Annotated in this window: 24 protein-coding genes; 18 read left to right on the forward strand and 6 right to left on the reverse strand. The window is 28.3% G+C overall.

All coding sequences use genetic code 11. From position 1 onward, the window contains the following. The first annotated feature begins 2 nt into the window (after positions 1-2). From LX78_RS01390 to LX78_RS01430, 9 genes are read left to right on the forward strand one after another with little or no spacing between them, the layout of a single operon-like run. The gene (locus LX78_RS01390) at positions 3-2,558 is read left to right on the forward strand and encodes a hypothetical protein (RefSeq protein WP_109680845.1); all 2,556 of its coding nucleotides are present in this window, start codon (positions 3-5) and stop codon (positions 2,556-2,558) included. Between the two features lie 12 nt (positions 2,559-2,570). After that, a complete protein-coding gene (locus tag LX78_RS01395) occupies positions 2,571-3,311 on the forward strand; it encodes a VTC domain-containing protein (protein WP_109680846.1) in 741 nt (246 codons plus the stop codon). A 29-nt stretch (positions 3,312-3,340) separates the two neighbouring features. Then, positions 3,341-4,018: a DUF4956 domain-containing protein gene (locus tag LX78_RS01400; RefSeq protein WP_109680847.1), complete on the forward strand. Its 678-nt coding sequence runs from the start codon at positions 3,341-3,343 to the stop codon at positions 4,016-4,018. A 3-nt stretch (positions 4,019-4,021) separates the two neighbouring features. Further along, positions 4,022-5,842, forward strand: coding sequence for a CotH family protein (locus LX78_RS01405; protein ID WP_109680848.1), 1,821 nt, complete (start codon positions 4,022-4,024; stop codon positions 5,840-5,842). Between the two features lie 56 nt (positions 5,843-5,898). Then, on the forward strand, positions 5,899-7,203 hold the full coding sequence (locus tag LX78_RS01410) for an MATE family efflux transporter (protein WP_109680849.1): 1,305 nt from the start codon (positions 5,899-5,901) through the stop codon (positions 7,201-7,203). Positions 7,204-7,209: 6 nt separating this feature from the next. After that, positions 7,210-8,127, forward strand: coding sequence for a sulfotransferase family protein (locus LX78_RS01415; protein ID WP_109680850.1), 918 nt, complete (start codon positions 7,210-7,212; stop codon positions 8,125-8,127). 3 nt (positions 8,128-8,130) lie between these two features. Beyond that, the gene (locus LX78_RS01420) at positions 8,131-9,036 is read left to right on the forward strand and encodes a sulfotransferase domain-containing protein (RefSeq protein WP_109680851.1); all 906 of its coding nucleotides are present in this window, start codon (positions 8,131-8,133) and stop codon (positions 9,034-9,036) included. 1 nt (position 9,037) lies between these two features. Then, positions 9,038-10,447, forward strand: coding sequence for an O-antigen ligase family protein (locus LX78_RS01425; protein WP_109680852.1), 1,410 nt, complete (start codon positions 9,038-9,040; stop codon positions 10,445-10,447). Next, positions 10,431-11,234 (forward strand): glycosyltransferase, encoded by an 804-nt coding sequence (locus LX78_RS01430; protein ID WP_109680853.1) that lies wholly within the window; start codon positions 10,431-10,433, stop codon positions 11,232-11,234. The genes LX78_RS01425 and LX78_RS01430 overlap by 17 nt, the downstream gene beginning before the upstream one ends. Positions 11,235-11,259: 25 nt before the next feature. Here LX78_RS01430 and LX78_RS14755 read toward each other — a convergent pair whose 3' ends face one another. Beyond that, on the reverse strand, positions 11,260-11,448 hold the full coding sequence (locus LX78_RS14755; RefSeq protein WP_170109779.1) for a hypothetical protein: 189 nt from the start codon (positions 11,446-11,448) through the stop codon (positions 11,260-11,262). A 61-nt stretch (positions 11,449-11,509) separates the two neighbouring features. Between LX78_RS14755 and LX78_RS01435 the strand changes: the two genes are divergently transcribed. From LX78_RS01435 to LX78_RS01455, 5 genes are all read left to right on the forward strand, one after another. Further along, the gene (locus LX78_RS01435; protein WP_170109780.1) at positions 11,510-12,445 is read left to right on the forward strand and encodes an O-antigen ligase family protein; all 936 of its coding nucleotides are present in this window, start codon (positions 11,510-11,512) and stop codon (positions 12,443-12,445) included. Beyond that, on the forward strand, positions 12,442-13,572 hold the full coding sequence (locus tag LX78_RS01440) for a glycosyltransferase (RefSeq protein WP_109680855.1): 1,131 nt from the start codon (positions 12,442-12,444) through the stop codon (positions 13,570-13,572). Before LX78_RS01435 ends, LX78_RS01440 begins: the two co-directional genes overlap by 4 nt. Further along, on the forward strand, positions 13,573-14,970 hold the full coding sequence (locus tag LX78_RS01445; RefSeq protein ID WP_109680856.1) for a UDP-glucose 6-dehydrogenase: 1,398 nt from the start codon (positions 13,573-13,575) through the stop codon (positions 14,968-14,970). It begins immediately after the preceding gene. 96 nt (positions 14,971-15,066) lie between these two features. Then, positions 15,067-16,053, forward strand: coding sequence for a UDP-glucuronic acid decarboxylase family protein (locus LX78_RS01450; RefSeq protein ID WP_109680857.1), 987 nt, complete (start codon positions 15,067-15,069; stop codon positions 16,051-16,053). Further along, positions 16,054-17,412: an exopolysaccharide biosynthesis polyprenyl glycosylphosphotransferase gene (locus LX78_RS01455; RefSeq protein WP_109680858.1), complete on the forward strand. Its 1,359-nt coding sequence runs from the start codon at positions 16,054-16,056 to the stop codon at positions 17,410-17,412. Here LX78_RS01455 and LX78_RS01460 read toward each other — a convergent pair. Further along, on the reverse strand, positions 17,409-18,572 hold the full coding sequence (locus LX78_RS01460) for a glycosyltransferase family 4 protein (protein WP_109680859.1): 1,164 nt from the start codon (positions 18,570-18,572) through the stop codon (positions 17,409-17,411). The genes LX78_RS01455 and LX78_RS01460 overlap by 4 nt on opposite strands. Before the next feature lie 3 nt (positions 18,573-18,575). Continuing rightward, a complete protein-coding gene (locus LX78_RS01465; RefSeq protein ID WP_109680860.1) occupies positions 18,576-19,892 on the reverse strand; it encodes a phenylacetate--CoA ligase family protein in 1,317 nt (438 codons plus the stop codon). An 89-nt stretch (positions 19,893-19,981) separates the two neighbouring features. On the opposite strand from LX78_RS01465, the gene purD reads away from it, so the two are divergent. After that, positions 19,982-21,253, forward strand: coding sequence for a phosphoribosylamine--glycine ligase (gene purD / locus LX78_RS01470; RefSeq protein WP_109680861.1), 1,272 nt, complete (start codon positions 19,982-19,984; stop codon positions 21,251-21,253). Here the strand turns inward: purD and LX78_RS01475 are convergent. After that, positions 21,248-21,475 carry a DUF6341 family protein gene (locus LX78_RS01475; protein ID WP_109680862.1) on the reverse strand — a complete coding sequence of 76 codons (228 nt, stop codon included), beginning with the start codon at positions 21,473-21,475 and terminating at the stop codon, positions 21,248-21,250. The two genes, purD and LX78_RS01475, sit on opposite strands and share 6 nt — an antisense overlap. Before the next feature lie 141 nt (positions 21,476-21,616). On the opposite strand from LX78_RS01475, the gene LX78_RS01480 reads away from it, so the two are divergent. Continuing rightward, the gene (locus LX78_RS01480; RefSeq protein WP_109680863.1) at positions 21,617-22,543 is read left to right on the forward strand and encodes a DUF6427 family protein; all 927 of its coding nucleotides are present in this window, start codon (positions 21,617-21,619) and stop codon (positions 22,541-22,543) included. Here the strand turns inward: LX78_RS01480 and upp are convergent. After that, positions 22,532-23,191 (reverse strand): uracil phosphoribosyltransferase, encoded by a 660-nt coding sequence (gene upp, locus LX78_RS01485; protein ID WP_109680864.1) that lies wholly within the window; start codon positions 23,189-23,191, stop codon positions 22,532-22,534. The genes LX78_RS01480 and upp overlap by 12 nt on opposite strands. A 161-nt stretch (positions 23,192-23,352) precedes the next feature. Here upp and LX78_RS01490 point away from each other — a divergent pair, with 161 nt between their 5' ends. Beyond that, the gene (locus LX78_RS01490; RefSeq protein ID WP_109680865.1) at positions 23,353-23,961 is read left to right on the forward strand and encodes a DUF4254 domain-containing protein; all 609 of its coding nucleotides are present in this window, start codon (positions 23,353-23,355) and stop codon (positions 23,959-23,961) included. 36 nt (positions 23,962-23,997) lie between these two features. Further along, complete coding sequence (locus tag LX78_RS01495) at positions 23,998-25,053, forward strand: glycosyltransferase family 9 protein (RefSeq protein ID WP_245881453.1); 1,056 nt, start codon at positions 23,998-24,000, stop codon at positions 25,051-25,053. On the opposite strand, the gene LX78_RS01500 is transcribed toward LX78_RS01495, so the two are convergent. Beyond that, positions 25,022-26,077 (reverse strand): ferredoxin--NADP reductase, encoded by a 1,056-nt coding sequence (locus LX78_RS01500; protein ID WP_109680867.1) that lies wholly within the window; start codon positions 26,075-26,077, stop codon positions 25,022-25,024. The genes LX78_RS01495 and LX78_RS01500 overlap by 32 nt on opposite strands. Positions 26,078-26,154 lie beyond the last annotated feature (77 nt).

The raw sequence follows: 26,154 nt of genomic DNA on the forward strand, positions 1-26,154 counted from the left end.
ATATGTTAAGTAATTTTTTAAAGAAACATTCATTAATTCTTCTTGTTGGAATACCAATTATTTTATTACTTATCTTTTCTGTTTTTTCTAATTCTGAAGATGAAATTGAACAAGGTGATTTTGTTAAATATTATAACGAATTACCTCAAAAGTACACTGCTATTTTTAATAAAATAAAAAAAGATTCTACTAATTTTTTCTGTACAATTTTAGAAGAATACGGAAACAGAGAATTGATAATTTTTAAAAAAGCTCCAGTTAATCAATTATTAAAAACAGATTTTATAATTACAGTTTTTCCAGAAACTGATAATTACTTATCAAAACCTTTAAGGCTTAATTTAGTTAATGATGCTGTAATTTTTAATTATGAAAATGTAACTTATGGCTTTCATAGAATTTCATTACCATTTATTAATACAGAAAAACTTGAAGTAAAAAGAAAAGTTTTAAATAAGCATCAAAAAAAGTGGGACACATTAATACAAACCCCTTTTAAAACAACTCTAAAGCCAGATATTTATATTGGAGAAAGTAAAGGGTTTGATAAACTATCAAACCCATATTTTTCATTATTTACAGATTTATTAAAATTAAGAGGTATTCGTTTTTTACCTTATTCATATGTATTTAAAAACGACTCATTATATCAAACTAAACCAGAAGTAGAAAAATATTTTTTAGAAGAAAAGTTAACCCTAGGTAAAATTCAAAAACCAGTTTTATTTTGGGAAGCTTTAAATGCAAAAAACAAAAATTTATTAGAATTAATCCAATTTAGTGGAGAGAACAAAGGTCAGGCCATGACGTTAATTCAAGATTTAATTACTGAAGAAAAAGAGATTAGCGAGGTATTTAATCTTGAAAAAACAGCACAATATTTTGCAATAAAAGATTTATTTATTTCTAGATGTAACGAGTATGTATATTTTTTATATAATTCAACTAATAAGTTGCTCGAACCATATTTTGTTCATTCTGAATGCTTAGGTAAAGTTTCTGATTTTATAGAGAAACCATTAATACATGACATTAACTTTATTGACTTTTATTTAAGCGAGTTAGACAAACTAACTAATCTAGATATTAAAACCGATTTACTAAACAACAATACAACTTTCGAAGAAGAGTTAAGCTTCATTAACTCTTATCATCCAGATTTAATATTCGACATTGATGTTTTAAACATTAATCAAAGAATAATTTTTCAAAATATAAATGACACCCAAGCCATAAAGCCTGAAGTAATAAGTGTTGATAAAAATAAAATGATACTATCGATACTTAATTTAAGTAAATATCCAGTAAATATTATTGGGCTTAATCATGAAAAGAAAAAATCCATAACACTTTTAAATTCCAATAAGCAGATTTTAAGTGGTAAAAAGGATACTATTATAATCAATTTACCAAGAAGTTTTGAAAACCTCTTTGTAAGTAAAAAGACTAAGGAAGTAGGCTTTAAACTTTATAAGCATATTTATGATTTATATATATCATATTCAATTGTAGGAATAAATAACACCCTTTATTCTTCAATTTTACCATATCAGGAAAAAGAAGAAGTAACCCAGGATATATTTAGAGATTCCATAAATATCTCAGACAGAAATGATATTGTAATATATAATAAGAAAAACATTATTACATTTAAAGAAAAAAACATAACAATTAGCACGCCTTTAATAATTCCAAACAACCATACATTTGTAATTAAAGAAGGCACTATAATTGATGTTGTTGAAGGAGGAAAAATAATTTCTCATTCTCCCATAAAATTTAATGGTACTAAAGAAAACCCAATTGTAATAAGATCTTCAGATAAAAAAGGGCAGGGCATTTTAGTATTAAGTGAAGATCAACCCAATATTGTGAATTATACAATTTTTGATTACTTAACTAATCTGGAACATGGCTTTTGGAATGTTACTGGAGCTGTTACATTTTATGAGTCTCCAGTAACTTTAAATAACGTAACAGTTAGTAATAATAGATGTGAAGACGCTTTAAATATTATTAGAACCACTTTTGAAATGCGAAATTGTACACTATCTAATACACAATCTGATGCCTTTGATGGAGATTTTGTTGTTGGTACAATAAAAGATTCAAAATTTATAAACCTTGGTAATGACGCTATAGATGTTTCGGGGTCCGACATTAATATTTTCAATGTTCAAATATCAGAAGCAGGAGATAAAGGTTTAAGCGCAGGAGAAGACAGTAAAATGACAGTAAAGAACGTATATATATCAACAAGTGAAATTGCAGTAGCAGGAAAAGATTTATCTGTAATTAATATAGATAAATTATTCATAGAAAATACCAAACTTGCTTTTACTGCATTCCAGAAAAAGCCAGAATTTGGACCTTCTAATATAACTGCAATAGATGTAAAAATGGAGAATGTTGAAATTAAGTACTTAGTAGAGAGCACTTCAAGTCTATTAATGGAAGGTGTAAAAGTAGAGACATCTCAAAATGTAAAAGATAGAATGTATGGAGCTGAATTTGGTATAAGTAGTGATGAAACTAGAAATAAACAATATAATAACTAGAATACTTTATATATGACTTTGCTAGACATAAAACAAGATAAAGATATTCATTTAATTGAAGCTAAAAACAATTATCGTTTTGAGCGTAAATTTACAGTGCCTACAAGTTATACTGTTAAAACCGTAGAGCAGTTTGTAAAGAGAAATACGCATCTATTTAGAGAGGTTTTTCACTTAAGACAAGTCAATAATATCTATTTCGATACAGAAATATATAACGATTATTTTGATAATGTTTTAGGTGTATCAGACAGAAAAAAGATTAGAATTAGATGGTATGGAAACACTTTTGGCGTTATTCAAAACCCCGTTTTAGAAATTAAAATTAAAAAAGGTTTGGTTGGAGACAAATGGTCTTATAAGTTGAAGCCTTTTACACTAGATAATACGTTTACCAATAATTATATTCAAGATATTTTTAAAGACTCAAATTTACCTATTCCAATTTTGGAATCTGTTAAAATGGTAGCTCCTAAATTATTAAATTCATACAATAGAAGATATTTTTTATCTGCTGATAATAAATTTAGAATTACAATTGATTTTGATTTAATTTATTATAAAATAGATAAGCGCTTCAATAATTTTAGCGTGAAAAAGCCAGCACAAGATGAAAATAAAATAATAGAACTTAAATATGAATTGCAAGAAGATGATTTAGCAAATAAAATTTCAACAGAATTTCCATTTAGATTAAATAAAAATTCTAAATATGTAAATGGTGTTAACACCATAAAACAATTTCCACAATAAAAAAAATAACAATTTAAAGAGTAATTATAATGCAAGACAATTCAATTTTAAACGACATCGCCAACCAATTTGGTTCAGGAGAATCATCTATTCTAGATTTTATAATAAACATATTCATAACCATTATTTTGGCTTACATTATTGGTTTAATATATTCTAGATATGGCAACTCCTTATCTAACCGAAAAAAATTAATACAAACATTCGTATTACTTGCTTTAACAGTTATGCTGGTTATTTCAATTGTAAAATCTTCTTTAGCATTATCTTTAGGCTTGGTTGGTGCTTTGTCTATTGTAAGATTTAGAACCGCTATTAAAGAACCAGAGGAATTAGCCTATTTTTTTGTTGCGATAGCTATGGGTTTGGGTATGGGAGCAAACCAACGTATTGTAACTTTAATTGGAGCAATTATAATTATTCTATATGTAGTTTTACAAAATTTTAATTCTGCTAAGAAACAAAAACTACAAAACTTAATCATTACAATTTCAAATACAACAGATAAAGGTTTAGACGAGAATAAAATTTTAGAACTTTTAAAAAATCATACCACAAAATTAGATTTAAGAAGATTAGATAATATTAATAACAATACAGAACTATCCTTAAATGTAGAATTTAAAGATCTAAAAAGCATTTTAAATGCTAAAAACGACCTTAAAGCATTAGGAGATATACAGTTTAGTTTTATAGAAAATTATTAATTAATGAAGCTTAAATCTTCAAATAAAAAAACATATCTATTTATAGGTGGTTTACTATTTTGTATTGTGTTTCTTTTTGCTTTCAAAGAAATATACACAAAGAAGCCAACTAAATACCCTTTACCACCATTAATTGAAAAAAAAACAGGATTAGATTTAATTCAAATTTCACTCAATGAAAAAAACTATCTTAAACTTAAGAAAAAAAGAGATAAGGCTTTAAGCGTAGGAATTTTAGAAACTAATGATTCAGATTATGTTCCTGCAACTATAACTTATCAAGATGAAAATTATAGAGCAGAGATAAGATTAAAAGGAGATTGGACAGATCATTTAAAAGATGACAAATGGTCTTTTAGAATAAAATTAAAAGACAATAAAACCATAATGGGTATGCGTAAGTTTTCTGTGCATAGACCTGAATCTAGAGGCTTTATTAATGAATGGCTTTATCATAAAGCAATAAAAGCTGAAAAAATAATGGGTTTAAGATATGGGTTTCTAGAGGGAATGATTCATGTTAAAAAAAATCATTCATCAGAATACTTAACTAAAGAAGTAGGTATTTATGCTATTGAAGAATCTTTTGATAAACGAACTATTGAAAGTAATGCAAGGAAAGAAAGTGTTATATTAAAATTCTCTGAAGAAGATTTTTGGGCTAAAGTAAAAAGGAGTAAGGCTATAGGAGACCCATCTGGTATTTTTTGGCGAAACTTTATGAGTTTAGATGTAGATTTTCCTATAACTACATTTGGTGAAGATAAAGTATTACAAAACGAAACTTTACATCAATATTTTAAGCTAAGTAAAAATTTGTTAAGTGATTTACGAAATGGCAATAAAACTATTGACCAGGTTTTTGATGTTAAAGAGTTAGCCATGCAAAATGCTATTCTAAATTTATTTGGGGCTACACATGGTGTATATGCCATAAATGTTAGGTTTTATTATAATCCAATTACTAGCAAGTTAGAACCATTAGCATTTGATGGAAACGCTGGAAAAATCATTGACAACTATATACATTTTGATTTTCTTAATTCACAAAAAGATTCAATTTATTTAAAAGAGCTGGCTTATGCTTTAGAAAAAGTTTCTAATCCTAGTTATCTAAATAACATAGTACAAAAACATAAAGAAGAGCTTACATATTTTAAAAAAGAATTAAAAAATGAGTATAGATGGCCACTTATAAAAATTGAAAACTTTGAAAAAAACCAAATGATTTTAAAAAATGAACTAATAAGGCTAAAAAATATATATAATATTGAAAACATTACTATACCAACAGAATTAAATGAACTGAATACCCTTGACGAAATTAAAATTTCCGAACCAAATAAATGGCAAAATAAAAATATAAATATCAGTCAAGTTAAAAACACCAAGAATGTATATAAATTAGAAAGAAGCAACCCAAATCAAGCTGCATATGTTATTATAGATAGCTTAAAAACATATTTAAATACAACTTATAAAATATCTATGTTAATTAAAAAAGGCGATATTGGAAATGCTTTCGGGCTTAGGGTTCAAGGTGTTTTTCCAAATAGAATAGATGCTGTTTTTAATTTAGAGGAAGGAACTTTAAAAAATATTGCCAATACAGGAAGCTTTATTAACGAAGGGGCAACAATAAAAAAACAAGATGATAATTGGTTTGAAATAACTGTTAAGGTAAAACCAAACACAAATATTATTAAACTTGTATTTGGACCCACAAATATAGATAGCCAAATATTAAAGTGGGTTAGTCCAACTACTAATAAAGAAAGTTCTTTTATAAATTACTCAAGTTTAAAAATTGAAGAATTAAAATAATTTTTTATAAAATAAGTGTTTGTGTACGTACATAATTATTGCATTGTATAATTTTTATGCATAAAATAAAAAAAATAGTAATAGAGTTATATAATAACGAGTTAATTAGTAAAAGCGTTAAGGTTCTGCTTTTAAGAGTTTTAGGGGTTTTACTGTTTTTTTCAACAACTCTTTTTATTACAAATTTCATTGACCCAATAACTGTTGGAAAGTATGATTTTACTAGATCTACACTTATTATCTTAGGAGGATTAAGTGTTATAGGTATGAATCAGTCTATAATTTATTATTCAGGGTATTTAGTTTCAAACAATGCATTCAATCACTTAAAGCAATTATATATAAAAATGATAATTATCATTTTTTGTATCTCTTTGATTTTAGGCTTTTTATACCTTTTAATTAATGATGACTTTATAAATTCTTTTTTTGAAAAGCAAGTTTCAAATTTAATCTTAAAGTCTGTAGTAACCATCTTTTTTTATGGCTTAACTATGCTTAATATAGATGTATTTAGAGCTATTAACAAAATTTATATTTCAGAATTATTTAGAAATGTTTTTAGGTTTGTTTTCTTTTTTCTTGCAGTAATAGGTGTTTATTACACCAATAATAGTAATTGGTTGGTAGATGTGTTTTTATTGAACTTTTTACTATTAGCTATTGTCTCTACAGTAATTCTGTTGTTATATTTTAATAAAATCAGATTAACAGAAAACTCGTTTAATTTTTCCTATAAAACAATAATTAAACGATCCTGGCCAATGGCAATAAGCACAATAGCATTAGTTTTAATGCAAAGTGTCGATGTTATTCTATTAGGAAAATTTACTAATTTCGAAACAGTTGCATATTATTCAGCAGCAATAAAATTAACAACAATAATATCTTTAGTACTTACTTCTGTAAATGCAGTCTTTGCTCCTAAAATCGCTGAATTATATAGTAACAAAGATTTTTTAAATCTGAATTTAAGTTTAAAAAAAGCAACGAGACTTATTTTTATTTTAACTATTCCCGGAATCGTTTTGCTAGCAGTGTTTTCTACAGTATTTTTATCTTTTTTTGGAGAAGGATATATGCAGGCAAAAAATGCCTTGATTATATTATTATTAGGGCAAACAGTAAATGCATTATGTGGCTCTGTAGGTGTGTATATGAATATGACTGGAAAACAAAATATATTACAAATAATATTAATAAGTTCATTTTTATTAAACCTAATATTAAACTGGCTATTTATTCCTTTATATGGCATGATTGGCGCAGCTAGTGCCACAAGTATTAGTATGGTTTTATGGAATATAACTGGAACTATTTATCTTTTTAAAACAGATAAAATAAAAACATTTTTAAATTAATAATTAATGGCATTACCTAATTTTATCATTGCAGGGTTCCCTAAATGTGGGTCAACGTCATTGCATTATTATTTAGAAGAGCACCCTGAAATCTTTATGCCAAAGCAAAAAGAACTTCACTATTTTACATATAACATTTTATCTAGCATGACTGCTGGCCCACAAGATAATGAAGTTAATAAATTTCATATTAATTCCTTTAGGGAATACCAAAAATGCTATAATGATGTAAAAAATGAAATTGCTATTGGCGAAGCATCACCTTCTTATATAAATTATGATTCCTGTATTCCAGATTTAAAAGAAAAGTTAGGGGACAATGTTAAGATTGTAATCCTGTTAAGAGATCCAATAAAAAGAGCTTATTCAAATTACCTACATTTAGTAAGAGAGCATAGAGAAAAATTAAATTTTAAGGATGCTATTTATGAAGAGCCAAATAGAGTGAAAGCAACTTATTCAGATTTTTGGTATTACACATTTAATTCCTTTTATTACAAGAAAATAAAAGCATATAAGGAAGCTTTTAAAAATGTATTACTAATTACAACCGAAGAATTAAATAATAACACCGAAGAAACTGTAAAGAAAGTCTATCGTTTTTTGGAAGTAGATACAGAGTTTTCACCTAATAATATAGACAGGCGTTATAATCCTGGAGGAGTTTATAGCGATAATTTGATAACAAGATTAGTCTTTAAACAAAGTAGCTTTAGAGTTTTTATTAAAAAAATTATGCCAATTACACCATGGATGAAACACCTAAAACATAAAGTAATTGGAAATTTTAAAAAAGAAACACCTCAAATAAACCAAGAAACGGAAGATTATTTAATAAATCTATTTAAAGAAGACGTTATAATGCTGAAAAAGGATTTTAATGTTAAAACAGAATTATGGAATTCTAAATTTTCTGAGAATTAAAAAATGAAAGACCTAACATTACCAAACACATTTTTAATAGGTGCACAAAAAGCTGCTACTACTTCTGTTTATAGCTGGTTAGCACAACATACAGAGATTTGCGCTCCTATGGCTGTTAAAGATTATGCGTTTTTTACAAGAGACGAATTTTACGCTAAAGGGTTAAGCCATCTTTCAAACTTTTATGAAGACGAGCATAAAAACGAAAAAATAGTATTACAAGGAAGTGTTCATTATATATTTTTCGAAAAAGCATTAAAAAGAATCCAAGAATTTAATCCAAATTCTAAATTCATACTTATCGTTAGAAATCCAATTGAAAGAGCTATTTCGGCTTATCAATATGCTCTTAAATTTAATTATGAAAACCTACCTATTAAAGAAGCTTTTGCTAAGGAGGAAGAACGATTAAAAGGTTGTGATGTACGTACATTATCTGAGTTAACATATAAGCATCATGGATTATACTATAAACAAATACAAACATTTTTAAAATATTTTAAAAAAGAACAACTAAAGGTAGTATTGTATGATGATGTTTCAGAAAACTCTAATCAGGTAGTAAAAGATTTGTTTACTTTTTTAAACATTGATGATGGTTTTATTCCAGAATTTAAGTCATTAAATAATACTGGAGATATTAAAAATAAAACATTTCAAAAAATCGTTTTTGGAGATGGAGCTTTTAGGAATTTTCTAGTAAAAAAGGTTTTTAAATCAATTATTTCAGATGCTTTAAAAGCAAAGTTAAGATGGAAAATTATTCATTTAAATACAAAAGAAAAGCAATCAACTTATTTAGATGCAATTGATGTAGATTTAAAAAATGAATTAATTTCTTTTTTCAAACAAGATATAGAACATTTAGAAGTTTTTTTATCAAAAGATTTAAGTTCATGGAAAATATAACATGAAAATAAAATATAACTTAAAAAATATTGTTTCCTGGTTGGTATTCATAGGTATTTTCTTCCTGCCTTTCAACTCATATATGGGAATAAGTTTTTTAGGTGAGTTTGGTCAAGACTCTTGTACCATATTTTTTTTGCTAGCAGCAATGGTCTTAGCTTTTAGGGCTATATTAAAAGGGAAAATAGAAGTTCCTTATTCAAATCCTCTTTTTCATTTAATTCTGCTTTTAATTATTTGGGTGGTTATTTCTACAATTATAAACAGCATAAGTATTGCTGGATATTATTTTAAGCAAACATCAGGAATAAGTAGAACGATTAGGCAGTACATTGTGCTTATTTTTTCAAGTATTGTTTTTTTAATTACATACTATAATGCGTTTATTCAATTTACTGCAAAAGAACTTTTTTTTAAAATCAGAAAAATATTATATTATTCTTTTGTAATAGTACTTATTTATGCCTTTTTAGAGATTTTAATTCTAAAATTAAACATGTTATGGTTAAGTCCAGTAGTTGAGTTGTTTAATTATTTTCCATTTGTTGATGTTTATATAGACGATAGAAATTTTAGAATTTCATCTGTTACTTTTGAAACTCCAGCATTAGCCACTTACTTGTTTTTTATTTCAGGATGGATGTTTAGTTATGTCATAACAGAAAAAGGACTTAAGAAATATGTTCCAGGATTATTAACTATAGTATTAACATTGTTTTCAGGTTCAAGAGCTGGGTTTTTAATAATTTTTATTCAAGCAATAGCTTTTGGATATTTTTTATTAAAAAGTAAAAAATATCAAATTCTATTTGTTAGAATTGTAAAGTACTCGTTATTACTTTTTGCTGTAATATTTATTTTTAAAGGAAGAACAGTAACCACCTATATTTACGAAAAAGCAACATCATTTGAGATAGAAGACGATACTCATGCCATTTCTAACAAATCTAGATTTGGAATACAGTACGCTCTTTACCAAGTGTTTTTGCAAAACCCAGTTTTTGGTGTTGGTTTAGGACAACAGACATTTGTATCTAAAGATTTTTATCCAGATTGGGCAACAGAAGACAATTGGGAATTTAGATTAAAATATTTAAATGAAGATGTTAAAAGCTTTCCACCTGGTTATAACATTTATCTAAGAATAATGGCTGAATTAGGGATTATTGGTTTAGTTATTTTTCTATTTCTTTTATTTGCCATTTTATATGTAGCATACAAAATGTCCCGAAATAAAGACGAAGGCACCTCTCTAATAGCAATAGTGGTTTTTGTTTCTATACTAGGTGTCTTTTTTAATTGGTTAAAAATGGACACCTTTAGAACTTTTAATTTTTGGATTAACTTAGCATTATTATTAGCCATAACAAAAAACAGAATAAAGTTTAATTTAAATGCCGAAAAGTCTTAGCAACATTGCTGTTTTAATACCACATTATAATAACCCAATAGATTTAGAAAAAACTATTTTATCTATTGTCGAACTCATTCCTATTGATGTATTTATTGTTGATGATGGAAGTTACCAGAAACCAAACCAAACCAAATTAAAAGAAATCTTTACTCTTGGTGAGATTGAATTTATTGAATTACAACAAAATCAAGGAATAGAAAACGCTTTAAATGTTGGATTAAAAGAAATTAAAAAAAAAGATTACAAATATATAGGAAGGCTAGATTGCGGAGATTTTTGTAAACCTAATAGATTTATTAAGCAAATAGAATATTTAAATAATAACGAAGACATATACTTATTAGGAACTTGGGTTAATATACTCAATGAAAAGGGTAATTTATTATATGTTTTAGAACACCCAGTAACTTATAATGAATTAAAGAAAAAAATGTATTTAAACAGTATGTTTGTGCATCCATCAGTAGTATTTAGAACTAGTATTGTTGATTCTGTTGGTTATTATCCAACCAATTTTAAAGCAGCAGAAGATTATGCTTATTTCTTTAATATTATAAAAAAATATAAATCTGAAAATCTCCCAGAAATATTGTTAGATTATATTGTTGATGAAAATTCTATTTCCTCAACAAAACGAAAACTTCAGGTAAAAAGTAGAATTAGAATTATTTTAAAGCATTTTTATTTAGGATATTATCCAATAATTGGTTTGTTTCGAAGTATTATTTTATATTTTGTTTCGAGAGACTTAAGTAATAAAATAAAAAAACTTTTTAATAAATGAAATTGCATATAAAACAGATATACCATTATCTATTTTGCTTGCTAGTATTTACTTTTCCAATAATTGATTTAGTTAAGGCAATACCAAACATAACACTTGGAGTGCTAGCTGTATTATTACCTTTTGTTGTAAAGAGTAACGATTTTATTAAGTTAAAAGACACAAAATATTTACTTGCATTTCTATTAATTATTTTTATTCTCTTAAAAGCCATATTATATAATGATTTCTTAGAAGATTTTTATGTTATAAAAAAGCTTTTAATAATAGTTGCAATGGCAATCCTTTCTTTGCCTATTAAAAACTACAAACAAATTTTCATTTCTTTTATAATTGCTGTATTTATAAGTATTCTAATTTCTTCCTTTAGTATTATAAATCTTATTGTAGAACAAGGATCTTTTGATTTTTCTAGAGGAGATGGTATAAATTCAATTTTAATTAACGAAAGGTTGTATTTTGGATTACTGTGTTGTTTAAGTATTGTTTTTTCATTAAAACTATTTAATGAAACAACTAATATCAAATATAAAAGAGCACTAATTATAAGTATAATTATTTGTGTATTATTTACGCTTACCATCGTAGCTAGAATGGCCATTTTAACATTGATGATTGTGTTTTTAATTAGAGCTTTTTCAAGATTAAATATAAAAAAAGCCATTGTCTCTATTTTAGCATCATTTGTAATAATAGTCATATTTTTTTCTGTAAATAAAAATTTATCTCAGAGGTTCTTTTATTCAGACCAGAAAAATGAATTTATTGAAAATATAAAAATTTGGGAACCTAGATATGTTATCTGGAATTGCTGTCTAAATATTTTAAACGCTCCAAATAGTAACATACTTTTAGGACATGGTTTTAAGCACACAACACAAAAGCTTATTAAGTGTTATTCTGAAGTGGTTACTAAAGAAAAGCGAAAAAATTGGTTTATTACTAAAGGCTTCAATACCCATAATCAATATTTAGATTTATTATTGAGTTATGGTATAATTGCCCTTTTAATTTTCAACATATTACTTGTATACTTGATTATTGTTTCTAGAAAAAACATTGAAAGCTTATCAATGGTATTAATATTACTATTCTTTTGTACCATAGAAAATTTATTACACAGGCAGTTAGGTGTATTCTTATTTTCAATAGTTTTGATTTTTTATAACTCTGAATATTTTCAAACAGAAAAATCAATAAAACATCAATGAAAGTAAAAGTTGCACATATATTACATTCAGTTGGAGGTGTTGATGTTTATTTAAGGCTAGTAACTAATAACATAGACCCTAATAAAGTTCAAAGTATTATTATTCATCAAGATGATAAAGATAAAAAGCCGTATACTGATAAAAATAACAATCCAATAGCTGAATATAAAATTCCTATTCAAAGAGAAATTAGTTTTATTCAAGATTTAAAGTCTATTATTTCTACAGTAAAGATTTTAAAAAAAGAACGCCCAAACATTATCCATGCTCATAGCGCTAAAGGAGGGATTATTGCTAGAGCTGCTTCATTATTTTATAAAGTAAATGTGTTGCATACACCTCATGCGTATTCTTTCTTAAGTGCAGAATCTAATTTCAAAAAAAGTTTTTTTTTAATAATTGAGAAAATTTTTAAACATGCTAATTCGTATTTATTGGCTACTTCAGAATCGGAATTAAATCAAGGAATTGAGAAAGTAGGATACAAAAAGAATAAAGCCTTACTATTTAATAATTCAATTTTACCAGTAAAAAGCATTGAGCCTTTAAGTATTGAAAAAACATGGCCGGAACAATATATATGCTCCGTAGGAAGACCATCTTTTCAAAAAAATATTGAGTTTATGGTTGATGTTGTTTATGAGCTAAAAAAAACAAATAGTAGTATTCATTTGGTATTAATGGGAGTTGGTTTTCATGCGCCTAATTTAGAGGCAGTTAAACAAAAAATAATGAGTTTAGACTTAGATAAAAATATTACCTTATTAGACTGGACATCCAGACAGGATATATTTCATATAATAACAAATAGTCAGTTATATATTTCTACTTCACGATATGAGGGCTTACCATATTCAGTTATAGAAAGCTTAGCCATTGGCAAACCAATTGTGGCTACAAATTGCGATGGGAATAGAGATTTGGTTAAGCATGAATTTAATGGCTACCTTGTTAAAAATAATAATGTTAAAGAAATGTCAAGTTATATTTTAAGGATTTTAGGAAACAAAGAATTGAGTTTGCAATTCTCAAAAAATGCAGTTCAACTATTTTTAGATAACTTTGACCTAAGTAAGAATATTTTTAAGTTAGAAAAAGTATATTTCGAGTATAATAAAATTAAATAAATGAAAATAAAAAATATTTGCTGTATAGGCGCAGGCTATGTTGGAGGTCCAACTATGGCTGTTATTGCACAAAAATGCCCACATATAAATGTAACAGTTGTTGATATAAACGAAGATCGAATTGCAGCATGGAATGACGAAAATTTAGATAACCTTCCAGTTTTCGAACCGGGTCTAGACAGTATAGTAAAAGAAGCAAGAGGGAGAAATTTATTTTTTTCAACAGAAGTAGATAAAGCGATTGATAATTCTGAAATTATTTTTATTTCTGTAAACACGCCTACTAAGACTTATGGAAAAGGTAAAGGAATGGCTGCAGATTTAAAATATATTGAGCTTTGTGCTCGCCAAATTGCTAGAGTTTCAAAACAAGATAAAATAGTTGTTGAAAAATCGACACTTCCAGTTAGAACTGCAGCTGCAATAAAAAGTATTTTAAACAATACAGGTCATCATGTACATTTCGAAATATTATCTAATCCGGAATTTTTAGCCGAAGGAACAGCAGTTAACGATCTACTAATGCCAGATCGCGTTTTAATAGGAGGAGAATCTACTCCTAAAGGCAAGGAGGCTTTAAAAGCCTTAACCGACATTTATGCTAATTGGGTTCCTAGAGAGAAAATATTGACTACAAACGTTTGGTCGTCAGAACTTTCTAAACTAACTGCAAATGCATTTTTAGCACAACGTGTTTCTTCAATAAATGCCATGTCAGAAATTTGTGAAAAAACAGGAGCAGACATAAACGAAGTAGCAAAAGCTATAGGAATGGATAGTAGAATAGGCCCAAAATTTTTAAAAGCTTCAGTAGGTTTTGGAGGCTCATGTTTTCAAAAAGACATTTTAAATTTAGTATATATAGCAAAAAGCTATGGACTAGATGAGGTTGCAGATTATTGGGAACAAGTAATACTAATAAATGAACATCAAAAACAGCGTTTCTCAGATCTTATTGTAAGCACATTATACAATACAGTTTCAGGTAAAAAAATAACATTCTTAGGCTGGGCATTTAAAAAAGACACGAATGATACTCGTGAATCAGCAGCAATAAAAGTAGCAGATAGCTTATTAAGCGAACAAGCTAAAATTTCTGTTTACGATCCTAAAGTAGTTGCTAAACAAATATATTCAGACTTAGATTATTTAAAAACCAGATCTTCTGAAGAAAATAGAAATTTGTTACAAGTACACAAAGATCCTTATGAAGCTTGCAATCAATCTCATAGCGTAGCTATTCTTACTGAATGGGATGAATTTGTAAGCTATGATTGGCAGAGAATTTATGATAATATGCAAAAACCAGCTTTTGTTTTTGACGGAAGAGGTATATTAAACAAAACAGAATTAGAAAGAATTGGCTTTGTGTATTATAAAATAGGGAGTGGTGCCTAATAAATTCATTTATCTAATTTATTAAACTATCTATAGCTAAAATTTGGCTATTAAATAATATTAAATAATATTTAAGCTTAGTTATATATTGAAATAATGGAAAAAGTATTAATAACAGGTGCAGCAGGATTTTTAGGTTCGCATTTATGCGATAAATTTATTAAAGAAGGATTCCAAGTTATTGGGATGGATAATTTTATAACAGGCGACAAAAAAAATATAAGCCATTTATTAGATAATCCTCTATTTCAATTTATCGAACATGATGTTACAGAATTCATTAAAATTGAAGGAGAACTAGATTATATACTTCATTTTGCATCACCTGCAAGTCCAATTGATTATTTAAAAATTCCTATTCAAACACTTAAAGTTGGTTCTTTAGGGACACATAATTTATTAGGTCTTGCTAAAGCTAAAAATGCACGACTTCTAATAGCATCAACATCTGAAGTTTATGGCGACCCATTAGTTCATCCACAAACCGAAGAATATTATGGAAATGTAAACACTATTGGACCGAGAGGTGTTTATGATGAGGCTAAAAGATTTCAAGAATCTATAACAATGGCCTATCATAGATTTCATGGATTAGAAACTAGAATTGTACGTATTTTTAATACCTATGGTCCAAGAATGAGATTAAACGACGGAAGGGTTATTCCTGCTTTTATGGGTCAAGCTTTAAGAGGTGAAGATTTGACGGTATTTGGAGACGGCATGCAAACTAGATCGTTTTGTTATGTTAGCGACCAAGTAGATGGAATTTATAAGCTTTTATTTAGCGACTATTCTAATCCAGTAAATATTGGGAATCCTCATGAAATTACAATTAAAGATTTTGCCGAAGAAATAATTAAATTAACAGGAACAGACCAAAAGATAACCTATAAAGAACTTCCAAAAGATGACCCATTACAGAGACAACCAGATATTACACTGGCAAAAAAACTATTAGGCTGGGAGCCTAAAGTTGGAAGAGAAGAAGGTATGCTTAAAACATTTAATTATTTTAAAAGCCTTACAAAAGACGAATTATATAAAAGCGAACACAAAGACTTTTCAAAGCATATTAGAAAATAAGTGACAACATTTAAACAAGGTAGATACTCTGGTTATTTAAAGCATATAGCTTACATTATTGATTTAAGTATCATTAATGTATTGGCTGTCTTGTATTTTTTTAAAATGGTAGAGCCAATAAAGTTTGTATTTATTGTTTCTATTTGTTGGGTAGTACTCTCTATTTATTCAAAATTTTACGAAGTTTATAGATATTCAAGAGAAATTACAATTGCATCATTATTAATTAAACAATTGGCTTTGTTTACATTATTAATGTTTGCCTTTTCTGGTTTCAACCATGAATTAAACATTCAACCTTTAACCATTATAAAATATTCTTTATTAGTTTTCTTATTAATAGGGCTTTTTAAATTTACCTTATATTATTTACTACAAAAATATAGAACAGTATTTGGTGGAAATTACAGAACTACAGCCATTATAGGTAAGAACAAACAAACTATGGCTCTAGAGAGTTTTTTTAATAAAAATCCAGAATATGGCTATATGCATAAGAAAACATTTAATATTAAAGATAAAGACAACTTTAGCTTAGAAGCATGTTTTAATTTTATTAAAAGGGAGTCAATTGATGAAATATATTGCTCTATCTCAGAACTATCAAACACTCAAATGTATAGGGTTATTGATTTTGCAGATAATAATTTAAAAATACTAAAGTTTTTACCTGATAATAAAGACATATATTCTAAAAAACTTAAATACGAGTATTATGATTATATTCCAATTTTATCTTTAAGAAATATTCCTCTGGAAGACTCAGTTAATTTGTTTTTAAAAAGAACATTTGATATTTTGTTTTCTTCTTTGGTCATTATTTTTTTATTATCATGGCTTACACCTTTGATAGCGATTCTTATAAAAATTGAATCTAAAGGGCCAATATTTTTCAAACAATCAAGAAACGGTTTTAATTATAAAGAATTTGATTGTTATAAATTTCGATCTATGATGCCTAATAAAGATGCACATTTATATCAAGCAACAAGAGGAGATCAACGAATCACAAAAATTGGAAAGTTTATAAGAAAAACCAGTATAGATGAATTACCTCAGTTCTTTAATGTACTATTTGGGGATATGTCTGTAGTTGGGCCAAGACCTCATATGGTTAGCCATACAAATATGTATGCAAAAAGAATTGATAAATTCATGGTAAGACATTTTGTAAAACCAGGCATAACAGGATTGGCGCAAATAAGTGGTTTTAGAGGTGAAGTTGAAACAGATAAAGACATTATTGGACGTGTTAAGTACGATATATTTTATATTGAAAGCTGGTCTCTTTTATTAGATATTAAAATTATTTTCAAAACGTTTTTAAATGCTATAAAAGGAGAAGAAAAAGCTTATTAAATAAGCTTTTTTATGGTTTTAAATTGGGTTTTAAAATCAAAATTTTCTAACGCAGTCTTTCTTATATTTTTTTTAAATTCTAAAGTTAATTCTGATTTTTTGATACACGAAATCACTTTATTTAAAGCCTCGTAATCACCAGCCTTTGCAGTCCAACCTAAACTATTTTTTTTAACAATACTTTCACCTTCTCCTCCTCCAAAATAAAGTATCGGCAATCCTAATCTAGCATATTCAAAAATTTTTGATGGAACAGAGCCATATATTCTATTAAGCAAAGGGATAATAGTTATATCATAATTTAAAAGCTCTGAATGGAGTTTAGTTCTTAATATCTCTCCATGATATACAATTGGTAATTCTGGATGATTCAGAATAAATGTTTCAATTTTTTTCTGCTCTGCTCCAGCGCCATAAATATGAAACTCTAAGTAAGAATAATCTAGTTGTTTACATAATTTAAAAATACCTTGAGCCATTCCTAATAAGCCAGCATAAACTAATTTTATTTTTCCTTCAGAAGGATAAGGTAATACTAATTCAGCCACCTCAAAATCTGGGTAATTTCTATATAAGTAAGACGTTTTGTTTGGAATAAGTGATCTTACGTGAGTTAAAATTTCGTCACTTTGCCCTAAAACAATATCTGCCTTTTTATAGTTAAAACGTTCAATTTTCTCTAGTAATCTATAGCTATAATTCTTTTTAAAAGCTCCCAATTCCAATCCAGCAATTGGCCATAAATCGCTTACATTTAAAATAAGTTTTCTGTTTTTAGATCTTAAAAAAATCATGTTAGTAAAAGCCACTATTAAAGGAGGTGATTGCACAATAACTGTTTGAGGAATCTTATTCCAAATAAAAAACCAAATCAAGCTAAAACTATAAGAAAACATTGCGAATAAGCGTAAAAATTTGTTTTTAGAGTTGCTAGCATAAAGCCAAAGTCTATGGATGGTTATGTTGTTTTCAATTGTGGTACACTTAAATTTACCTTTATATTCTGGAAAAATTTCACCTGTTGGGTAATTAGGTAATGGTGTAATTACTGAAACTTTATAATTTTGATTTTGTAAGCCATTAGCTAAATGGAACATCCTATTTGAGGCAGCTCCAGTTTCTGGAGGAAAATAACTTGTAATTATTAGTATGCTTTTCATCTTTTAAGGTTCCTGAATTAAAGACGAAAACTGTTTCAGTTTACCACTCTTCGAACGTTCTAATTGATGTTTTCGTTCAAAATCAATATGAAGCCCTTTTTCTAAATACTGTTCCATTTCTTTTGAAATTAGTTTCATTTTTTCAACAGAAAGTTCATATAAACTCACATATTTTATGATGAAAGTATTTTTTTTATGTTGTTCTATAACAAATTCCTTCACGTTTCCATCGTCCTCAATGATACTTTTTGTGATATAATAAAATGTTAAACCTGCTGCTTTTTTTCCACTTGGTAAAATAGCAATATCATTAGTTCGTCCTATTAATTTTTCTAAAATGGGTTTTTTAAATGTACTTTGTGTTGAAAGTATTCCAATATCTCCAATATCGTATCTTATAAAAGGGTGAGCCTTGTTGTAAAGTGAGGTTATAACGACTCGTCCTTCCTGTCCAAGTGGAAGTACATTGTTGTTTTTATCTAATATTTCCACTAATAACGTTTCACTATTTACTAGCCAATTATTATTAGGGTCTTGGAAAGCTATTAAATCAAGTTCTGACGCTCCATATTCGTTAATTACTGGAATTCCAAACTGAGTTTCCATGAGTACCTTATCGTTTTCAAAAAGCATTTCAGAAGTTACAATACATGCTTTTAACGTTGGACAAATGGTTTTTAGATTTAGGTTTTGTCGTTCTAAAAATTTGGCAAATTGAATAATAGAACTGGTGTAACCATTTATATAATCAAACTTACTAGATTTAAAAACAGTTAAATATTTATGAAAAGCCTTATCACTTAAATCAAACACAGAAAATCTATAACGTTTACTTAATACGTCTTTAAACCGCTCTTTATAATAACTTTTTTTATCTAATGGGATACCATAAAATCGAGCTTGTTTTGAGCTATTAAAATCTAAACCATACCAACCAAATCTATTTTTAATTAGAGCCCAAGTTAAAGCATGACAAAATTTATCTTTTGCAAAAACAAAAGGGTCTCCTGAAGAGCCAGAGGTTTTATTTATATAAACGTTTTTGCGTGTGAAACCTTTCGATAAACGTTTATCTAAAGTCTGTTGTAAATCGCGTTTTGTCATAACAGGAATTGAATTCCAGTCTAAAGAAATTGCGTCTTTTGCTAGTTCTTTGTAAAAGGAGTTGTTTTTTAAATGAAAATCAACAATAGCCTGCTTTTTTTCGTTGATATATACCTCAAATACATCCTCATTTATTTGTTGAATTCCTTCTAAAGCAATTTCAGCCTTCTTAATTGGAAAGCCATTAAATTTTAAAGTAAGATCGAATAAATTCAAAATATAAAAACATAATTTCTGTAAAGTAAACAAAAATTATTCGTGTATTCGAAGCATTAGTTTTATTTTTGCGACAAACAACACACAACATGAACATTTTAATTCTTGGCTCTGGTGGAAGAGAGCATACTTTTGCTTGGAAAATGGCACAAAGCCCTTTATGTAAGTCACTTTTTGTGGCTCCTGGGAATTCTGGGACCAATCAAATTGCAAAAAATTTAGATATTAAAGTAACAGATTTTCTAGCCATTAAAGAAGCTGTTTTAGAATATAAAATAAATATGGTTGTCGTTGGACCAGAAGATCCTTTGGTACAAGGTATTCACGATTTCTTTTTAAATGATGAGGATATTAAGCACGTTTCTGTTATTGGACCTCAAAAAGCAGCAGCCGAATTAGAAGGAAGTAAAGAGTTTGCAAAAGAATTTTTAGTGCGTCATAACATTCCAACAGCAGCTTATAAAAGCTTTAACGCTTCTAACGTTGAAGAAGGCTATGCTTTTTTAGAAACTTTAAACCCACCTTATGTTTTAAAAGCAGATGGTCTTGCAGCCGGAAAAGGTGTTTTGATTTTAAACAATTTAAACGAAGCAAAAGCCGAATTAAAAAGCATGTTAATTGACGCTAAATTTGGTGAAGCAAGCACGAAAGTAGTTATTGAAGAGTTCCTTGACGGAATTGAGTTAAGTTGTTTTGTTTTAACAGACGGAAAAAACTATAAAGTACTACCAACAGCTAAAGATTATAAACGTATAGGTGAAGGCGATACAGGTTTAAATACAGGAGGTATGGGAGCAGTTTCTCCAGTTCCCTTTGCTACAGATGACTTTTTAAATAAAATTGAAGAGCGTATAGTAAAACCAACAATTGAAGGACTTAAAAAAGACAATCTGCCATACAAAGGGTTTGTTTTTATTGGATTGATTAAAGTAGGAGATGATCCGAAAGTAATCGAGTACAATGTTAGAATGGGAGACCCAGAAACTGAAGTTGTTTTACCAAGACTAAAAACCGATTTGGTTGAAATTTTCCAAGCAATAGCCAATCAAACATTAGATAAAATTAATTTAGAAATTGATGAACGTGCTGCAACAACAGTCATGCTAGTTTCTGGTGGTTATCCTGAAGCTTACGAAAAGGGAAAGGTAATTACAGGTCTAGAACAGATTATAGATTCAATACCTTTTCATGCTGGAGCAATTAATAAAGACGGAAAAATTGTAACTTCTGGAGGACGAGTTATGGCAATAACATCTTTTGGGAATACGTACCAAGAAGCCATAAAAAAATCTTATCAAAATATAGAAAAACTACATTTTGATAAGATGAATTATCGAAAAGATATTGGATTCGATTTATAAGTATGAATGCGATGTAATACTTTTATCATCATCATTAACATCGTTATATCCTTTTAATTGTTTCATCCAATATAAAAAAGCAACAAAACCAATAATAACAAATAACCAAGAAACTATATTTGCTGCAAACCAATTTTCTAGTTCTAGTTTAGCTAATGCATCATAAGGAGCAAATAATACGTTTACAAATAAATCCTGGATTGCGTAAAAAAAGTCTTTCATTATATATAAAATTTAATGCTCAAAGAGAGCCAAAAGGGATTATCAATATATTTACATAGCAATATTACATTTTTTTCATTTTAAATTTTAATAAATTGTAAAGAATATTAAAATAACTACTACAAACAAATATTTTTTTAAATGATATCTAGTTTCTTTAGCAAAGCCAAACCCATACATTTTGTTGTTGTAAGTACTTTGTTGATGATTGCTTTTATTTCAACTAAAGTTTTTAAAACTACAGTAGCATATAATGCACTTAATGTTGGTAAACAAATAGTATTGTTTGGTGTTTGTATCTTTTCAGTATTTGTTTTCGATTTTTTATCAGGTAAAAACGATTTGACCAAAAGCAATAGCTACAAAATTTTATTTTTTAGCTTATTCATGGTCATGATGCCACAAACTTTTATAAACTCTAAGATTTTAGTCGCAAACCTTTTTATTCTGTTTGCTTTAAGACGAATTATTAGTATTAGGACAAAAAAGCAGATAAATAAAAAAGTTTTTGATGCAGCCTTTTGGATAAGCCTTGCAACACTATTATGTTTTTGGTCATCTCTTTTTTATATTTTAATTTTCGCAGCTCTTTTATTATTTACTGTTGCCGATGTAAAAAATTGGATTATACCTTTTATTGGTATATTAACTGTTGGTGTAATCAGCATTTGCTATTTATTGCTTACAAATACAGATATTATAAGTTATTTTTCTAATATTAATACAGATATTAGTTTCGATTTTAGCATGTTAAACGAAACTCAAATCGTGCTCTCTTCTACAGTTATATTATCCTATTTTGTATGGGCAGTCTTCTTCTATATAATCAATATAAAAACTAAATCTAAAAGCTATAAACCTTCATATTTATTAATACTTTTAGCAGCTATAATTGCTGTTACAATCATTATAATTTCACCACAAAAAACTGGTGCAGAATTTATATTTCTCTTTGCTCCATTATCTATAATAATGGCAAGCTATTTTGAAATAGTTAAAGAAAAATGGTTTAAAGAAGCATTAATTTGGATTCTTATCCTTGTTCCAATAATCAATTTATTGCTGTAGTTTTTCACCAAAGGCTAAGTCACCTGCATCACCTAATCCAGGAACAATATATCCTTTTTCATTCAGTTTTTCATCTACAGTTGCAACCCATAAATGGGTGTCTTTATCAAAATGATTTTCAATAAAGTCAATCCCTTCTTGTGCAGCAATAACACTAACTAAATGAATATTTTTAGGCGTTCCAAATGGTTTTAAAGCCTCAAAAGTAGCAACCATAGATTGTCCAGTCGCTAACATTGGATCAGCTAAAATTAAAGTTTTATTTTCCAAACTAGGACACGCTAAATATTCGACGATTATTTCAAAACTCTCAGGCTTTTCTTTATGATGTCTGTAGGCAGAAATAAAAGCATTTTCTGCTTTATCAAAATAATTCAATAAGCCATCGTGTAACGGAACTCCTGCTCTTAAAATAGAGCAAAGCACGATGTCATTATCTATTTTTTCAATTTCGCAAACTCCTAGAGGCGTCTTAATGGTTGTGGGTTTATAACTTAATTTTTTGCTTAATTCGTAACCCAAAATTTCACCAATACGTTCTATGTTTCTTCGAAAGCGCATGCTGTCTTTTTGAATACTAACATCTCTCATTTCAGAGACAAATGTATTTAAGATGGTATTTTGTTTTGAAAAATTATGAATGTGCATGTTTGTGCTAATTTTGTTGAGTGGTAAAGTTAATTAATTAGGCTTATATTTACGTTTGTAATTTTTATTTTAATAGAAAAGTAAACGTGAATCTACTTTCTTAAGGCTTTAAAAACCTTTTAGCTAAAAAATATGTAGATTTGTGTCTTAAATTTGAAATCATGTTTACAGACAAAGCCAATAAAATTTTTCAGGACGTAATTGAAAAATATCATGTTATAAATACAGTCGATCAATCTTTTGAAAACCCATATAACAAAGAATCACATTTATTAGAACATTTGCTTTACAGAAAAAGTTGGATAGATACAGTTCAATGGCATTACGAAGATATTATTCGCGATCCACAAATAGATCCAGTTGCTGCTTTAAAACTAAAACGCCAGATAGATGCTTCTAACCAAGATAGAACAGATATGGTGGAATATATTGATAGTTATTTTCTTGAAAAATATAAACATGTAACACCAAAAACTGGCGCTACAATTAACACTGAAAGTCCAGCTTGGGGAATTGATAGATTGTCTATTTTAGCACTAAAAGTGTATCATATGAACGAAGAAGCAACAAGAACAGATGCTTCCGAAGCACATTTAGCAGCATGTAAAAAGAAATTGGACGTTTTGTTAGAACAAAGAGTAGATTTATCTACTGCAATTGACACTTTGTTAAGCGATATTGAAAAAGGCGATAAGTACATGAAAGTGTATAAGCAAATGAAAATGTACAACGACGACGAGTTGAATCCTGTATTGCGTTCCCAAAAATAAAATTCTTGCAAAAGCAGGAATCTCATCTTAATTAAGATGTCAAAACCAAAACACATCCTAGTCATTCGTCTTTCAGCTATGGGAGACGTTGCCATGACTGTTCCTGTTATAAAGGCACTCACTACACAATACCCAGAAGCAAAGCTAACTGTTTTAACTAGAGAATTTTTCACACCTTTCTTTAGAGATTTAGAAAACGTAACTGTTTATCCTGCAGATTTAAAAGGAAATCATCAAGGTATTTTTGGGCTTTATAAATTATCTAAAGAGTTAAAAAAGCTGAATATTGACGCTGTTGCAGATTTACATAATGTATTGCGCACAAATATTTTAAAATGCTTTTTCTTCGGAAAATCTTTTGTTCAAATAGATAAAGGAAGAGCAGAAAAAAAAGGGTTGATTACAGGAAAAACATTCCAACAACTTAAAACAACGCACGAACGATATACTGATGTTTTTAGAAAATTAGGATTTCCTTTAGATTTAGCAAACCCTAAATTTCCAAATCGTGTAGCGTTGAATTCCAAATTGCAGGATTTAGTAGGAGCAGACACTAAAAAATGGATTGGTATTGCTCCTTTCGCAGCTCATGAAAGCAAAATGTATCCTTTAGATTTGATGGAAAAAGTAATCGATTCGCTTTCAAAAACAAACAAAATTTTACTTTTTGGTGGTGGAAAAAAAGAAATTGATATTCTTAATTCGTATCAAAATAAGTACGAACATCTTGTCAATCTAGCTGGAAAACTAACGTTAGGTGAAGAATTAGATGTTATTTCCAATCTAGATGTTATGCTTTCTATGGACTCTGGAAATGCACACATGGCAGCTATGTTAGGTGTAAAAGTAATTACCATTTGGGGAGTGACGCATCCTTTTGCTGGCTTTGCGCCTTTTAACCAACCAGAAGATTTTGCCTTACTTTCAGACAGAGAACAATTTCCTTCAATTCCAACATCTATCTACGGAAATAAATATCCCGAAGGTTATGAAGAAGCTTCAAGAAGTATAACTCCAGAAACTGTTGTAGGGAAAATAAAGGACGTTTTAACAACTAAAATTAAATATCATCATAATCCACTTTCACAGTAGGCGTTGTTGGATGTGCTTGACAAGTTAAAATCAATCCTTCGGCCACTTCACCATCAGTTAAAATGTTGTTTTGTCTCATGGTTACTTCACCTTCAGTCACTCTCGCCAAACAACTGCTGCAAATACCACCTTGGCAAGAATAAGGTGCATCTAAATCTTCATCTAAAGCAGCTTCAAGAATAGATTGTTTTTGAGACATTTCAAACGTGGTTTCTTCTTCATCAACAACAACAGTAATTTTAGTTTTCCCACTAGCTATTTCATCTTCATTAACATCTGCAGGTTTTGCTGCTTTAAAAAGCTCGTAATGAATATTGTCTTCAGGGATATTGTGTTCGGTTAACACATCTTTAACCGTATGAATCATGGCTTCTGGACCACATAAATAGAAGGCATCTACAACTACGTGCTTATGCGTATTTTTCATAACAAAATTAACCGTACTTTTTTCAATGCGTCCAAAAATGGCATCATCTTCATCTGTTTGACTAAACACAAATTGTATAGAAAAACGGTCCTTATATTGATGTTGTAAATCTAGAAGTTCTTGCAGAAACATGGTATTTTTAGTCGATTTGTTACCATAAACCAGAATCACTTTGCTATAAACTTCTTCTTCTAAAGCACATTTAATAATACTTAGAATTGGCGTAATACCACTACCAGCAGCAAAAAGCGCAATGTTTTTTGTTTTAGAATCGTTAGGTTCAAAAAGAAAGCGTCCTTTTGGTGGAGCTACTTCTAATGTGTCTCCAGCTTTCAACGTATTATTAGCATAAGCCGAAAATGTGCCATCTGTAACTTCTTTAACAGCTACTGTTAAATCACCACTTTTTGGCGAGGAACACAACGAATAATCTCTACGTACTTCGTGGTTATTAATATTAGTTTTTAAAGTAATATATTGACCAGCTTTAAAAGCATAAGTCGATTTTAAATTTTCTGGGACATCGAAACTTATAACAACAGATTTATCTGTTTCTCTTCTAATTTCTTTTATAGTAAGCTTATGAAAATGTGACATATTATAATTTTTCACAAAAATAAGAAATACAGTTATTAATTAAGTTTTGATTGTAACAAAATGTGTATTAATATTAC

It is taken from the genome of Xanthomarina spongicola (assembly GCF_003148645.1).
Lineage (GTDB): Bacteria > Bacteroidota > Bacteroidia > Flavobacteriales > Flavobacteriaceae > Xanthomarina > Xanthomarina spongicola.